General features: G+C 56.3%; 12 protein-coding genes and 1 tRNA gene. 6 read left to right on the top strand and 7 right to left on the bottom strand.

The window, feature by feature from the left end:
- Window positions 1–83 precede the first annotated feature (83 nt).
- Genes AXE65_RS03325 through prmB form a run of 4 tightly spaced genes read right to left on the bottom strand, consistent with a single transcriptional unit; the run spans window position 84 to window position 3,438 of the window.
- Window positions 84–566 (bottom strand): copper chaperone PCu(A)C, encoded by a 483-nt coding sequence (locus AXE65_RS03325; RefSeq protein ID WP_068388072.1) that lies wholly within the window; start codon window positions 564–566, stop codon window positions 84–86.
- Window positions 563–1,765, bottom strand: coding sequence for a multidrug effflux MFS transporter (locus AXE65_RS03320; protein WP_068388069.1), 1,203 nt, complete (start codon window positions 1,763–1,765; stop codon window positions 563–565). Before AXE65_RS03320 ends, AXE65_RS03325 begins: the two co-directional genes overlap by 4 nt.
- 10 nt (window positions 1,766–1,775) lie before the next feature.
- Window positions 1,776–2,483, bottom strand: coding sequence for an amidotransferase (locus AXE65_RS03315; RefSeq protein ID WP_068388065.1), 708 nt, complete (start codon window positions 2,481–2,483; stop codon window positions 1,776–1,778).
- A gap of 37 nt (window positions 2,484–2,520) precedes the next feature.
- Window positions 2,521–3,438 (bottom strand): 50S ribosomal protein L3 N(5)-glutamine methyltransferase, encoded by a 918-nt coding sequence (prmB, locus tag AXE65_RS03310; protein WP_068388062.1) that lies wholly within the window; start codon window positions 3,436–3,438, stop codon window positions 2,521–2,523.
- A gap of 89 nt (window positions 3,439–3,527) precedes the next feature.
- Here prmB and AXE65_RS03305 point away from each other — a divergent pair.
- A tRNA-Ile gene (locus tag AXE65_RS03305) sits at window positions 3,528–3,604 on the top strand.
- Between the two features lie 40 nt (window positions 3,605–3,644).
- Entirely contained in the window at window positions 3,645–5,309 is a 1,665-nt protein-coding gene (gene ettA / locus AXE65_RS03300) for an energy-dependent translational throttle protein EttA (protein ID WP_068388059.1), read from the top strand.
- A gap of 36 nt (window positions 5,310–5,345) precedes the next feature.
- On the opposite strand, the gene yghU is transcribed toward ettA, so the two are convergent.
- On the bottom strand, window positions 5,346–6,170 hold the full coding sequence (yghU, locus tag AXE65_RS03295) for a glutathione-dependent disulfide-bond oxidoreductase (protein ID WP_068388056.1): 825 nt from the start codon (window positions 6,168–6,170) through the stop codon (window positions 5,346–5,348).
- A 198-nt stretch (window positions 6,171–6,368) separates the two neighbouring features.
- On the opposite strand from yghU, the gene AXE65_RS13235 reads away from it, so the two are divergent.
- Both AXE65_RS13235 and AXE65_RS03290 read left to right on the top strand, forming a co-directional pair.
- A complete protein-coding gene (locus AXE65_RS13235; protein WP_079214026.1) occupies window positions 6,369–6,602 on the top strand; it encodes a DUF4160 domain-containing protein in 234 nt (77 codons plus the stop codon).
- 12 nt (window positions 6,603–6,614) lie between these two features.
- A complete protein-coding gene (locus tag AXE65_RS03290) occupies window positions 6,615–7,040 on the top strand; it encodes a DUF2442 domain-containing protein (protein WP_068388053.1) in 426 nt (141 codons plus the stop codon).
- A gap of 28 nt (window positions 7,041–7,068) precedes the next feature.
- Here AXE65_RS03290 and AXE65_RS03285 read toward each other — a convergent pair whose 3' ends face one another.
- On the bottom strand, window positions 7,069–9,216 hold the full coding sequence (locus tag AXE65_RS03285) for a putative bifunctional diguanylate cyclase/phosphodiesterase (protein WP_068388051.1): 2,148 nt from the start codon (window positions 9,214–9,216) through the stop codon (window positions 7,069–7,071).
- Between the two features lie 4 nt (window positions 9,217–9,220).
- Window positions 9,221–12,274: a CHASE domain-containing hybrid sensor histidine kinase/response regulator family protein gene (locus AXE65_RS03280; RefSeq protein WP_068388049.1), complete on the bottom strand. Its 3,054-nt coding sequence runs from the start codon at window positions 12,272–12,274 to the stop codon at window positions 9,221–9,223.
- Between the two features lie 224 nt (window positions 12,275–12,498).
- Between AXE65_RS03280 and AXE65_RS03275 the strand changes: the two genes are divergently transcribed.
- Together AXE65_RS03275 and AXE65_RS03270 are read left to right on the top strand one after the other, a co-directional pair.
- Window positions 12,499–13,008: a TRAP transporter small permease subunit gene (locus tag AXE65_RS03275; protein WP_068388047.1), complete on the top strand. Its 510-nt coding sequence runs from the start codon at window positions 12,499–12,501 to the stop codon at window positions 13,006–13,008.
- Window positions 13,005–14,327: a TRAP transporter large permease gene (locus AXE65_RS03270; RefSeq protein ID WP_068388045.1), complete on the top strand. Its 1,323-nt coding sequence runs from the start codon at window positions 13,005–13,007 to the stop codon at window positions 14,325–14,327. The genes AXE65_RS03275 and AXE65_RS03270 overlap by 4 nt, the downstream gene beginning before the upstream one ends.
- Window positions 14,328–14,459: the final 132 nt, after the last annotated feature.

Genomic DNA, 14,459 nt, shown 5'->3' with positions numbered 1-14,459 from the left:
TGAATAAGTGCCTGCGCCACAGGCGTTGCGGCGTCGGGCGGTCTGCCGTGCTCGCTTGGCCGCTCGACTTATTCAGAGCGTCCTTAGTGTTCGTGTTCGTGATGCTCGTGCTCATGCCCTTTGGCTGGGCTTGCGTTTTTTTGCACAACGACTTCCACTTCCACCTTGCCGGCGCGGGCGAACTGTAGGGTGAGCGGGAAGCGTTCGCCGTCTTGGTAGTGTTTGCTGGGTGAAAACAGCATCAGGTGCAGACCATTGGGGGCGAATTTCACTTCTTCCCCGGCGGGGATGCGGACTTCAGCGACTTGCTGCATGCTCATCAGACCGTCTTTGTGGACGTGCTCGTGCAGTTCCACGCGCGCAGCTGCCGGGGTTTCGGCAGAGAGCAGGCGGTCGTCCTGCTGGCCGCGATTGTCGATGGTCAGATAAGCCGCCGCCGTTTGCGCATTCGGCGGGGTTTCGCGTGACCAAGGATGGCCGATATGCAAGTCGCCCGCTTCGTAGTGATGCGCCAAGGCGCTCAAGCTGAAGAAAACGGACAATAAAAGGCTTTGTAGCAGTTTCATGATGCGGCTCCCGATGAATTAAGCAAACGGCGACGTTCCAAGCGGTGAGTCAACTGTGCCATAGCCACAGCGGCCAATGCACAGAGGGTAATGACGACGCCTAGCGGCAGTACGCTGCCATTGTGCAGATGGTGCAATAAGGCAACTGCCCCTGCGGCCAGACAAAATTGTAGCGAGCCAAGCAGTCCCGAAGCAATGCCCGCGTTATGGCCTTGGCCGGACATGGCGCAAGCGGTGGTATTGGGCAAAATGCAGCCTAGGCTCGCTATGCACAAAAACAGCGGGGCGAGCAGCGGCCACAGGTTATTGGGTTGCCAAGCCGTTACGCCAAAGAGCAGCGCGGCAAAACCCAAATGCAGCCAAAGTGCGCGGCGCAGCCAATAGTCTGGCGAATGGTGATAAAGCAGCTTGGCATTGAGTTGGCCGACGAGGATAAATCCCGCGGCATTGCTGCCAAACAGCCAGCCGTAGTGTTCCGGCTTTACGCCGTAGAACTCGATAAATACAAAGGGGGAACCGGCGATATAGCTGAACATGCCGCCGAGAACCAAGCCGCCGGTTAACACATGGCCAATAAATACACCGTCGCGCAGCAAATGCAGATAGCCGGACAGCGCATGGCGCAGCGGGCGGCGTGGTTCGCCTTGCGGCAAGGATTCGGGCAGCCAGCGAATAACCGCCAGTGTGCACAGCGCACCAAACAGGGTTAAGCACCAGAAAATCGACGGCCAGCCGAACAGGCTCAGCAACGCCCCACCGCCGAGTGGCGCAAGAATGGGCGCGACTCCCATCACCAGCATCAGTTGCGAAAACACCCGCGCACAGGTCAAGGTGTCGCAGTGGTCACGCACCACCGCGCGCGGTATCACCATGCCGACACAACCACCGAGCGCCTGTACAAAACGCGCGCCAATCAGCCAGTTCAATGAAGGCGCAAGCGCACAAGCCAGCGAGGCGGCGCAAAACAGCAAAAGCCCGGCGAGCAGCGGCGGCCTGCGACCAAAGCGGTCGGCCAGCGGTCCGTAGAGCAACTGGCCGATGGCGACGCCGGCAAAATACACGGCAAGGCTGATTTGCACATGCTGGGTATCGGTGGCAAAGGTTTTGGCGATTTGTGGGAAGGCGGGCAGGTAAAAGTCAATGGCGAGCGGGCCAAAGGCACTTAAGCTGCCCAAAATCAGCAAGAAACGCAGTGGCATAGGTTAAGCGTTACGCCATGCAAAAACGGATCATCCACTCGGCAATCTGCGCGCCCTGCTGCTCCTTGGCGAGGCTTTCGATACCGGCTTGGTAGACCGTCTCGCCGAATGCCTCGCGGCGCAGATTAAGCAGGTCGCGCGAATACTCGTGGGTAAATTCGGGATGACCCTGAAAGCACAATACTTGCCCTCCGATGCGATAGGCGGCATTGGGGCAAAAATCGCTGCTCGCCAGCAACTGGGCACCCTCTGGCAATTGGGTCACTTGGTCTTGATGGCTGACCAAGAGATTAAAAGTCTCGCTCGCGGGCTGCATCCAAGGTTCTTGGCTGAGTACGCGGTATTGGTGCACGCCCACGCCCCAGCCCTGGCTTGCCCGTTCGGCCTTACCGCCCAAAAGTAATGCCATCAGCTGATGACCGAAACACACGCCCAGCAGTTTGTCGCCGTTTTGATAACGGGCAAGCAGATAAGTGCGCAGTTTGCCAATCCAGTCATCCTGGCCGAACGAGTCCGCCTTGCTGCCGGTAATCAAATAAGCATCAAAGCGCTCGCTATCGTCCGGATAATGCCCTTGCACCACATTAAAACAGTGGAAAGTGGCGCCAAGCGGCTGACGGCTGAACAGTTGCTGGAACATGGTTCCATAACTCTTATATTGTTCAATGAGTTGTGGGCGAAGGATGTCAGTTTCCAGAATACAAATGCGCACGGTCATGGCAAATTCCTGTTATTGGAAGGGCAAATAGCGCGGCCTATTCTACGCGCTCGCGCAGTAGCGCCTGATACTCGCGGCATTGTGCCGCAGCCAGCAGGAATACGCCGTGGCCGCCTTCGGCAAATTCGAGCCAGGTGAAGTCGATTTCTGGATAAAGCGCTTCGACGTGCCGCTGGCTGTTGCCGACTTCGACAATCAGCGTGCCTTTGGGAGTGAGATGGTCTGCTGCTTCGGCCAGAATGCGGCGTACCAGATCCAGCCCGTCGGCACCTGCGGCCAGCGCCATGCGCGGCTCGTGCTGGTATTCGGCGGGCATGCTGGCAAGGTCTTCGGCATCCACATAGGGCGGATTGCACGCAATCAAATCAAAGCGCTGGCCGGAAAACTCGTTAAAGCCATCACTACAGACCGTGTACACACGACTTGTCAACGCGTGTTCGTGGATATTTTGTTTGGCCACTTGCAGCGCCGCAAGCGACAGGTCAGACAGGCAAACCTCAGCCTGTTCAAAGGCATAGGCGCAAGCAATGCCGATGCAGCCGCTGCCGCAGCACAGATCGAGAATCCGCGCGGGCGGCGAGGCCAGCCACGGGGCAAACTGCTGGCCGATCAGTTCACCCATCGGCGAACGGGGGATTAACACACGCGAATCCACCTTAAAGGGCAGTCCGCAAAACAGCGCCTCGCCCAGCAGATAGGCGGCCGGCACGCGCTCTTTAATACGCTTTTGCAGCAGGCTTTGCAGATGCCTTCGTTCGTCATTATCCAAACGGCAGTCAAGGTATTTATCGGCGGTTTCAAACGGTAGATGCAATGCGCCCAAGACTAAATAGCGCGCTTCATCCCAAGCGTTATCGGTGCCGTGACCAAAATGGAGTTTCGCCTCGCTAAAGCGGCTGACCGCCCAGCGGATGTAGTCACGCAAAGTGCGAAGCTCTGAGCAGGAGTGCGTCACAGTCAAGTTTCCCTTTAGCAAAACGGGGCATTTTAAGCGTATTACTACTTATTCGACGAAAAATCGGCTATCATCCGCGCCCTTCTTGTGGGCCTGTAGCTCAGTCGGTTAGAGCAGAGGACTCATAATCCTTTGGTCCAGGGTTCGAGTCCCTGCGGGCCCACCACAATTTCAGCATCCAGCGTTTTTCCTCGCAGACAATTTTTATGGCGCAATACGTCTACAGCATGCAGCGGGTGAGCAAGGTTGTGCCGCCCAAGCGTGAAATCTTGAAAGATATTTCCCTGTCGTTTTTCCCCGGCGCAAAAATTGGCGTGCTGGGCTTAAACGGCGCGGGCAAGTCCACTTTGCTGCGCATTATGGCCGGGGTGGATAAAGAGTTTGAGGGTGAGGCTCACCCCATGCCCGGCATTAAAGTCGGCTATCTGCCGCAAGAGCCGCAGCTTGATGCCAGCAAAACCGTGCGCGAGGTGGTCGAAGAGGCGCTCGGTGAAGTCAAGCAAGCAAAGGCACGTCTTGATGAGGTCTACGCCGCTTACGCTGAACCCGATGCTGATTTTGACGCGCTGGCGGCCGAACAGGCACGCCTTGAAGCCATCGTACAAGCGGCGGATGGGCACAATGTCGAACGCCAACTGGAAGTCGCCGCCGATGCACTGCGTCTGCCGCCTTGGGAGGCGAAAATTGAGCACTTGTCCGGCGGGGAAAAACGCCGCGTGGCACTGTGTCGCTTGCTGCTGTCCGCGCCGGACATGCTGCTGCTGGATGAGCCAACCAACCATTTGGATGCCGATTCGGTCGCTTGGCTTGAGCACTTTTTGCATGACTTTGCCGGCACTGTGGTTGCCATTACCCACGACCGTTATTTTTTGGATAACGTCGCCGGTTGGATTTTGGAACTTGACCGTGGCCGCGGCATTCCGTTTGAGGGTAATTATTCAAAGTGGCTGGAATCCAAAGCCAGCCGTTTGGCGCAAGAAGCCAAAACCGAAGCCGCGCACGCTCGCGCCATGAAGGCGGAATTGGAATGGGTGCGCCAAGGCGCAAAAGGCCGCCAGGCCAAATCCAAGGCAAGGCTGGCCCGGTTTGAGGAAATGCAGTCACAGGAATTCCAAAAACGCAGCGAAACCAACGAGATCTATATTCCGCCGGGGCCGCGTCTGGGCGATAAGGTCATTGAGTTGCACGAGGTCAGCAAGTCTTATGGCGAGCGTCTTTTGATTGACAAGCTCTCGCTGGCCATTCCCAAAGGCGCGATTGTTGGCGTGATTGGCGGCAACGGCGCGGGTAAATCCACCTTGCTGCGCATGATTAGCGGGCAAGAGCAGCCGGACAGCGGGCGCATTGAGCTGGGCGATACCGTGCAGCTTGCCAGTGTGGCGCAGAGCCGCGATAGCCTGGAAGACGGCAAAACCGTGTGGGAGCAGGTTTCCGGCGGGTTGGAGCAAATCCAGATTGGCGCCTATCAGATACCGTCACGCGGCTATGTCGGGCGCTTTAACTTTAAGGGCGCAGACCAGCAAAAGTTTGTTAAGGATTTATCCGGCGGGGAACGGGGTCGTCTGCATCTGGCATTGACCTTAAAACAAGGCGGCAATGTGCTGCTGCTCGACGAGCCGTCGAATGACCTTGACGTGGAAACCCTGCGTGCGTTGGAAGAAGCGCTGCTGGACTTCCCCGGCGTTGCCGTGGTGATTTCCCATGACCGCTGGTTTCTCGACCGTATCGCCACCCATATTCTGTCCTACGAGGACGATGGAAAGGTGCAGTTTTTTGCCGGTAACTACAGCGAGTTTGAAGCCGACCGCAAAAAACGCTTGGGCGAAGCCGCCGCGCAACCGCACCGCGTGCGTTATAAAAAGCTGGCTTGAAGTCTCTCCCCCAACCCTGGGGGAGAAATTAACGGTTTAATCCAAATCGCGGGCATCGTGCCGTTCGGCAATATTGCCGGCATCTTCACCCCAGGTGCGATTAACCCGCCCGCCGCGCTTAACGGCCGGGCGCGTCGCAATGGTTTTCGCCCAACGGTTTAAATGCTCATATTCGTGCACCGAGAGAAACTGCGCCGAACCTTCATACAAATCACCCAATACCAACTGGCCGTACCAAGGCCAGATCGCCATATCGGCAATGCTGTAGTCGTTTCCGGCGATAAAGGGATGTTGCGCCAATTGTTTATCCAGTACATCGAGCTGGCGCTTGGCTTCCATGGCAAAGCGGTTGATCGGGTATGGCTGTTTTTCCTCGGCATAGCAATAAAAATGCCCAAAACCACCGCCCAAATAGGGCGCAGCGCCCATTTGCCAGAACAGCCAATTTAAGGTTTCGGTACGAGCTTTAAGGTCTTTTGGCAGAAATTCACCGAACTTTTCCGCGAGATAGAGCAAAATCGAGCCGGATTCAAAAACACGTATTGAAGCCTTGGTATCAACCAATGCCGGAATTTTCGAGTTGGGATTGACCGCGACAAACCCGCTGGAAAACTGCTCGCCCTCGTTAATCCTGATCAGCCAGGCATCGTACTCGGCACCTGCGTGACCGCGCGCGAGCAACTCTTCCAGCAAAATGGTGACTTTTATCCCGTTCGGCGTAGCCAATGAGTAAAGTTGCAATGGATGCTTGCCAAGCGGCAAGATTTTTTCATGGGTAGCGCCAGAGACAGGGCGGTTGATATTGGCAAAACTGCCGCCGGATGGCGCAGGTTGCCAGACGGCGGGCGGGACGTAGGACATAAGCCGCTTTCCTTCAAGAGCAAGGCAGAGACGGCGAATATAGCGCCGCGCGCCGGGCTTGTCATGAATGCCTTGGCACGCTCCTTGGCTCCTCTTACGCAAGATTTTTAAGGACACTCTGAACATACGCAGACGCTACAGGTAGCAGGCCATAAAGCAGCGTTTGTGCCAGTGAATAATCTGCACTAGCATAACGGCATGACTACCTTGGAGCGACGCGGCCATTGGAAGCTATCGGTTTATGGGCGTGAACATGGCATGCCACATGTTCACGTGACCGGATCGAACTTTCGTGCATCGCTGGCTATCAATAGCGGCGCGGTACTGGTGGGTAGCTTGCCAGCAGAAGTATTGCAGCAGGCGCAAGCATGGCTGCAAGTCAACAGGGCGGACGTGTTGGCAAGTTGGCGCGCTCACAATCCCGGCCTGTAAGGAATACTTAATATGCTAACGATTAAACAGGTTGAGCCGCTGGACGGTTTCCGGCTGCGTGTGCGCTTAAGCAATGGTAAGACGATAGAGCCTTGCATTGCAGAGTACCTGGACGCACCTTGCTATGAAGGCTTGCGTGATAGCTACCTCTTGGCACAAGTGGATGAATGGGGGCATGCGGTCGAGTGGCCGGATGACGTGGCTATTGGACTTGAGGCGCTTTACCGGCTAGCCAGGGAACAGGCGGGTAAGGCTTATCCCGTGGCCGCCTTCAATCAGTGGATGCGTCGTAATGGCTTATCGGCAAACGAAGCGGCTAAGGCGCTCGGCTTGTCGCGGCGCACCATTATTTACTATCACACGGGCGCAAAGCCCATTCCGCCGGTGGTGGGGCTGGCTTGTGATGGCTATAACGCAAGGCTTAAGCAGGCGGTTTGAGCGGTAGTGCCGGACTTGTTCAGGGTTTTTAGCCTTTGTCCAGCGGCAGCTGGTTCCAGCTAAGTTGTCTTGGGACTTGCAGCGCCTGCTCCAGTGGCAGTGCCGGGGCGACCAGCCAGCCTTGCAGGGTGGAGCATTGGTGTGCCAGCAGCCACTTTCGTTGTTCTTCGGTTTCTACCCCTTCGGCAATCACTTCCAGTTCCAGGTGCTTGGCGAGGTCGATAATGGTGCTGATGATGGCGGCATCGCGGCGGGAGCTGAGCATATTGGCGATAAACAGGCGGTCGATTTTTAAGCTGTCAACATCGAACTGGCGCAGATAAGCCAGTGATGAATAGCCGGTGCCGAAATCATCCACCGCGACTTTTACGCCCAGCTCGCGCAACTGCGACAAGTGTTTTTGGGTGGTCTGCATATCACTCATTAAGGTGCTTTCGGTGACTTCCACTTCAAGCTGGCTGGAGGCTATGTTGCGGTCGTGTAAAAGTTGTGTGAGGTTCTCGACCAGTTGCGGCTGCGCAAATTGCACCGGGCTTACGTTGAGGCTCAGCACAAACCCGCTGCCCAATTGCTCGCGCAGCTTTTTAAGATGGCTTAAGCCTTCGGCAAAAATCCATTCGCCCAGCGGGTTAATCAGATGGGTTTCTTCCAAGAGCGGGATAAATTGCAGCGGCGAGATATTGGCGGTGTTGCCCTGTGTCCAGCGCAGCAGGGCTTCAAAGCCGCGCAGCGCGCCACTTTGCAGGTAAAACTGCGGTTGGTAGAGCAGGCTGAACTGTTGTTGCTCGACCGCTTGGCGCAGGCTTTGTTCCAGTTTCAGGCGCTCCTTGGCACGTTGGGTCATTTGCGGCGAGTGGAAGTGGTAGCCGGACCTATTCTGCTTGGCTTCATACATGGCCATATCCGCCGCCCGCAGCAGACCTTCCACGGTATCGCCGCCTTGCGGGTAGCAGACGATACCGGCACTGGCGCTGATGGAAAAAGCTTCATTGCCCAGCTGATGGCGTATCGAAATTAACCTCAGCAATTTGTCGGCGATTCGCGCCGCATCGCTTTCCTGGTTAAGGGCATCGAGCAGGATGGTAAATTCATCGCCGCCAATGCGCGCCAGTGCGTCGTAAGCGCGTAGTTCGGTTTTAAGCTGCTTGCCTACTTGGCAGAGCAGTTCATCGCCGACCGCATGTCCCAGCGAATCATTGATGCGTTTAAAGCCGTCGAGATCCAGATAAATCACGGCAAATGGGTTATTGCTGCGTTTCGCACGCTCCAGTGCGGATTCTGCGGCGAGGTAAAAGCCACGGCGGTTGAGCAGGCCGGTTAACGGGTCACTGATAATCAGCGCTTCAAGGCGTGTTCTTAGCTCGCGTTCGACGGAAATATCGCGGGCAATAATGACCATTGCCCGCTGCGGCGGTGGCAGCGGTGCACAGGACAGCGCGACCGGCAGAGGACTGGCGCCTTCTTTGCGCTGTAGTTCGGCTTCGTACAGGCGGTAAACCTGACGCTTTTGCCAATGCTGGTAAAAGGAGGAGGCCTGCCAGTCTCGTTCGCTTTTGGGCTCTGCAATCAGGGAGCAAAAGGCGGTTTTTTGCAGACGCTCGACTGTGCTGTCGGTAAATTCGGCCATGGTGGGGTTGGCGTACTGAATTTGCCCGTGTTCATCGACCACCATGATGCCTTCGGCGGCGTTGTTAAGTACCGAGTCGCTAAATGCGCGTTGGCGTTCGAGCTGTGCACCGATGCGCTGCAATTCGCGACGGTTGCTTTCGTAGGCGAGCAGGTTTTTGACTTTAAGCAGCAGTACCGGCGGGTCAAAGGGTTTGAGGATAAAGTCCACCGCGCCGCTGCTGTAGCCACGCAAAATCAGTTCTTGGGTACGGGCAATGGCAGAGACAAAAATAATCGGTGTGTAGCGGGTTTTCGGGCTGCTGCGCATCAGTTCGGCCACTTCGTAGCCGTCCATGCCGGGCATTTGTACGTCGAGCAGTACCAAGGATACGTCTTCGGCGAGCAGGCAGCGCAGCGCTGCTTCACCGGAATTGGCGCTGCGCAATTGCCAGTGTTTGTCACCGCCTAGCAGTGCGCGCATGGCTTCGAGATTGGCTTCGAGATCATCGACCACCAGCAGTATCGGTGCCGAGGTGACTGGACTTTTGCTTGAGGGTAAGGCGGGCATGCGTTTAGTTTCCAGTCCGTGGTGGGTGCAGCAGCCAATGTTCCAACACGCGGCGTAGCTGCTCAGGGTCTACCGGTTTGGCAAGGTAATCGTCGGCACCGGCGGCGAGGCATTTTTCGCGGTCGCCTTTCATTGCGTGGGCGGTCAAGGCAATGATGGGGATGGTGCAGTCGTGCTCGGTTTTCAGCAAGTTGGTGGCGATGTAGCCGTCCATCACCGGCATGGACATGTCCATCAAAATCAAATCCGGCGCTGATTGCTGGAATTGGGCAATGGCTTCTTCGCCATTGCTGGCGGTGTTGATGTCAAAGCCAAATTCATCGAGCAGGGCGCTCATCGCGTAGAGGTTGCGGATGTCGTCATCCACCAGTAGCAGGCGGTGGCCTTGCAGACTGAGATGTGGCTCGCTGGCGGCGCTTGCGGGTTCACTACGCTGTTCTTCTGGCGCGACTTCAGCGCTGATACCCGCCAAAAAGCCCTGTACCGCTTGCCCCAGCAAATCGGTGTCGTCGCCTTTTTTGCGTACCACAGCGGCGCTGTAGCTACAAAGACGCTGCAAGCCCTCGTGCGAGACATCCAGGCCGGTATTGATCACTATGCGCGTGCCTTGCAGCGGGCGGTGCTCGTTCAGGCTGTCGAGCAGGCTGAAACCGTCGGCATCGGGCAGGTTTAAATCCAGCACCAGCACGGCAAACGAGCCTTTTATCCAAGCCGCTAGCGCTGCCTTGGCGGTGCTGGCGGCGGTGACGTTAAAGCCGAATTCGGTTAAACGCGCGCGGTAGTGTTCGCGCTCGGCTTCAACGTCTTCGACCAGTAGCAGTGGCGTGCCTTCGCTCTTTTGTGTGTCGTCTTTCAGGCTGATAAAGAGCTCCTCCAGCGAGTCGCGCTCAATCGGCTTGGTGAGGTAGTGAGTGCCCGGTTCGTCGAGCCGATCCGGCTGCGGCAGGCAGGAGATGATATGCACCGGTGTGTGGCGGTGTGCGGGCTGTGCGCGCAGCCTTCTGAACAGTTGCCAGCCACTGATGTCCGGCAGCAGGATGTCCAGCACGACAGCGGCAAAGGGTTCGGTTTTCAACAGTTCCAGCGCTTGCAGGCCGGATATGCAGTGCACGCTGGCAAAGCCGTGGGCGTGCGCCTGTTCGGCGATCACCTCGGCGAAGTGGGTGTCGTCTTCGACAATCAGTAAGGCTTGGCCTTCACCTTCACGCTTGGGCGAAGGCAGTTCGCTTGGCAGCAGGGCGGGTACCACCTGCATCGGCAACTGTACGCTAAAGGTTGCGCCTTGACCCAGGGCGCTTTGCAGTTCGATGCTGCCGCCTAAGGCTTTGGTGAGCTGGCGGGTAATGGCAAGGCCAAGGCCGGTGCCGCCGTAGCGCCTGCGGGTCGAGCCGTCCAGTTGCTGAAACGCTTCAAACGCTTGTTTGTGTTTATCCGGCGCAATGCCAATGCCGGTATCGCGCACGGTAAAGTTCATCAGTACGCTGCCGTCTTTGCGTTTTTCGCCGGCGCTGACCAGTACCTGTACCTGTCCGTGGTCGGTGAATTTGATGGCGTTGGATAACAGGTTGCGCAGTATCTGATGCAGGCGCACCTGGTCGGTAAAAACACGTTGCGGCACGTCACTTTGGCTGTCCAGTTTGGGGATGTACAGGTGCAATCCCTTGGCTTCAGCGAGTGGGCGCATGGCGGCATCCAGGTCCACCAGTAAATCCTGCAAATTAAGCGGCTCCATGGCAATTTGCATGCGTCCGGCTTCGACCTTGGCTAAATCCAGCACATCGTTAATCAGCCCCAACAGGTCACTGCCTGCGCGGTAGACAATATCGGCGTGACGCGCTTGCTTGTCGCTCAAATTGCCGCTGCTGTTCTGACGCAACTGGTCGCTTAATATCAGGATGCTGTTAAGCGGCGTGCGCAACTCGTGCGACATGTTGGCGAGAAATTCGGTTTTGTAGCGGTTGGCGAGTATCAGTTGTTCGGCCTGTTCATGCAGATGTTGCGAGACTTTTTCACTGGCGTACATTTGCCGGTCTCGCTGCCAGACAAAAGCACCGGTCAGTAATGCTACCAGCACGGCGGTAGACAGCCCCATCAACAGCACCAGATCTTGGCTGCGAGAGACCAGTACTTGTTCGTATTCCGGCGTACTGTGGATGGTCAGACGCCAAGTGCGTCCGTACAGCGGTAAATCCAACTGCACCGAGAGTGTGGGCTGCCAGCCGGGAGGCGCATTCAGAGGTTGTGTTTGGCTGCTGTCAAAAATTTGCCGATTGGCTTTAACATCGTGGGCGGTGATATGAAACAGTCGCAAGCGTGAGCCAAAAATACCCTCGGCAAGTTCATTACTGCGAAAGGCCGCATCGGTCATGCCAAGGTGAGCGGTGCGGCGTTCTTCTGCTGTAGCAGGCACCATGCCGTTACGGTAAACCGGGTAATACATGATTAACCCTAGTCGCTTGCTCGGTTCATCGGGGGACAGCTCGTATAAATCCAGCGGTTCGGACAGCCCCGCACGGCCTTCATCAACGGCCTCAAGGATGGCCTGTTTTTGTTGTGGATGGGTTAATAAGTCCAGCCCAAGTACGGCGCTGGTGCTTTCGTTAAGCGGACTGATAAATTTAATGGGCAGGTACTGAGGGCGCCTACCTTCAGGAAATATCCGAAAGTCTCCATAAGTATGCGCCAGAAAGTCGCTTTGCTCGGCGTCACGCAGATAACGCGCCCATACCACTGAGCTGATGCCTGGGTATAGCTCCTGTACGCGCAACTGGTCGGTGACCTGCTTCCACTGCGCCAAAGACAGTTTGTCGGCATCCTTGCCCACAAAGGCGGTCGATACGCCGCGCAGCACCATTTCGTAAGAGCGCATGCGTGCCTGTAAAATCTCGCTCAGTGCCTGTACATTCAGTTCAAAGCGGTGCTGGTGTTCATGCTTTTGGTATTGGTCGAGCAAATACCAGCACCAGACCACAATGCTGCTGATGCCAAACAGCATCGCCAGTGCTGCCAGCAAGGTGCGCCAGAGCTTGGGGGGGGATAAGGGCTTATCCGACTGCATGGAACGATTCCCTGTATTGTCTGGCTTGCCGCGAGCCAAGTTTCCATTCTTGCCAATGGCAAGTCTTAACTGCCTACTGTAAGTAATTCCTGCTGCCAGCGCCAACTTGTGCGTTGTATCTTGCCTTAGGGTCTTGGCTTAGGGTTGCGGGCAGGGCGGCCTGTCCCATACAGTAAGAGCTTGGGTTGTCGATAAAAACATGATCAATAATAAAAGGAAAAACCATGCCTGAACTTGTTTGCCGTTATGTGCGCTGGGTCGATGGCTTTAATCGGCGCGTGGGTTTGCTGGCCATGTACCTGATTTTTGTTATCACGGCGATTTTGTTCTACTCATCCCTATCGAAAATGCTGCGCCTGCCCGCCAACTGGACGCTCGAATCGGCGCAGTTTGTGATGGCCGCCTACTACATGTTGGGCGGTGCCTTTGCCATGCAGAGCGGCGACCATGTGCGGATGGATTTGTTCTACAGCAATTGGTCTATCAAAAAACGCGCCGCTTTTGACGTGCTGACCATTACCGCGCTGCTGGTATTTTTAGGTTTTATGCTCTACGGCGGCATCAGCAGCAGTATTTATGCCATTGAATTTAAAGAAAGAAGTTTTAGCGCTTGGCGCCCCTATATGGCACCGATAAAAATCATCATGACCTTTGGCGTGCTGATGATGCTGGCGCAGGCGAGTTCCGCGCTGATTAAAGATATTGCGGTACTGCGCGGGAAGCCCATCCAATGAGTTACGAGCTGATAGCGATAACCATGTTCGCCGGCATGATGGTGCTGCTGTTGACCGGGCAGCGCGTGTTTGCCGTGATTGGCTTTGTCGGCGTGGTCGCCGCCTTTTTGCTGTGGGGCGACGGCGGTTCGCAAATGGGCTTTGCCTCGGCGATGAAGCTGGTCAAGTGGTATCCCATGCTCACCGTGCCGATGTTCGTGTTTATGGGCTATATGCTGTCCGAATCCGGCATTGCCGAGGACATGTACAAGGCCATTCATGTCTGGATGGGTTCGCTCAACGGTGGTCTTGCGCTGGGTACGGTTGGGCTGATGGTGATTATTTCCGCCATGAACGGCCTGTCGGTGGCAGGGCTTGCCATTGGCGCTACCATTGCTCTGCCGGAGCTTTTGCGCCGTGGCTACGATAAACAGATGATGACCGGCGTAGTGCAGGGCGGCAGCACCTTGGGTATTTTGCTGCCGCCTTCGGTGGTGCTGATCCTCTACGGCATGATTGCGCGTGTGCCGGTCGGCCAGCTTTGGCTGGCGGGCGTGCTGCCCGGGCTGATGATGGCGGTGCTGATGGGCCTTTATGTTTGGCTGCGCTGCCGAATCAATCCCAAACTGGGGCCTGCGCTACCGGCAGAAGAACGCAATGTGCCGTTTGCGCAAAAAATCCGCCTGCTCTCTGCCGGCATTGCCCCGCTCGGTATTTTTGCGCTGATGATGTGGCTGTTTTTAAGCGGTCGCGCGAGTTTGGTGGAAAGCTCCGCCGTCGGCGCAATTTCATCGGCCTTGATTGCCTGGTTTCGCGGGCGCTTAAGTTTCAAACTGTGGAACGAAGTGCTGCAAAAAACCCTTGGCATTACCTGCATGTTTATGTGGATTTTGATTGCCGCGCTCTGTTTTGGCGCAGTATTTGACGGCCTGGGTGCGGTTAAATCCATCGAGCGCTTCTTTTTGGGCGACTTGGGGCTTGCGCCTTGGCAAGTGCTGGTGCTGATGCAGGTCTCCTTTTTGCTGATGGGCATGTTTTTGGACGATACCGCCATGCTGGTGATCGTCGCCCCGCTCTATATCCCGCTGGTGCAAAAACTGGGCTTTGATTTGGTCTGGTACGGCGTGCTCTATACCATTACTTGCCAGATTGCCTATATCACCCCGCCCTTTGGCTACAACCTGTTTATGATGCGCGCACTGGCCCCGCCGGGGATTGGGTTATCCGATATTTACCGCTCCATCTGGCCCTTTGTCGGCATTATGCTGCTGACCTTGCTGCTGATCGGACTGCTGCCCGATATAGCGACTTGGTTGCCAAATACTTTCTACCAGAAATAAACGCCTTGGCTCCCCTTGCCCGCTTGCGGGGAAGGGGTTGGGACACAGTAAGCCCTGCACAGCACAAGGCGACTCGGGTATGCTGGCGGACTTTTCACAAACTGCCAGCCTTTTCCCGTCATGTCCGAAATA

The sequence above is a fragment of the Ventosimonas gracilis genome, assembly GCF_001580025.1.
Taxonomy (GTDB): Bacteria; Pseudomonadota; Gammaproteobacteria; order Pseudomonadales; family Pseudomonadaceae; genus Ventosimonas; species Ventosimonas gracilis.
The sequence above is the reverse complement of the archived record's forward strand: the minus strand, read 5'-3'. Positions and strand labels throughout refer to the sequence as shown.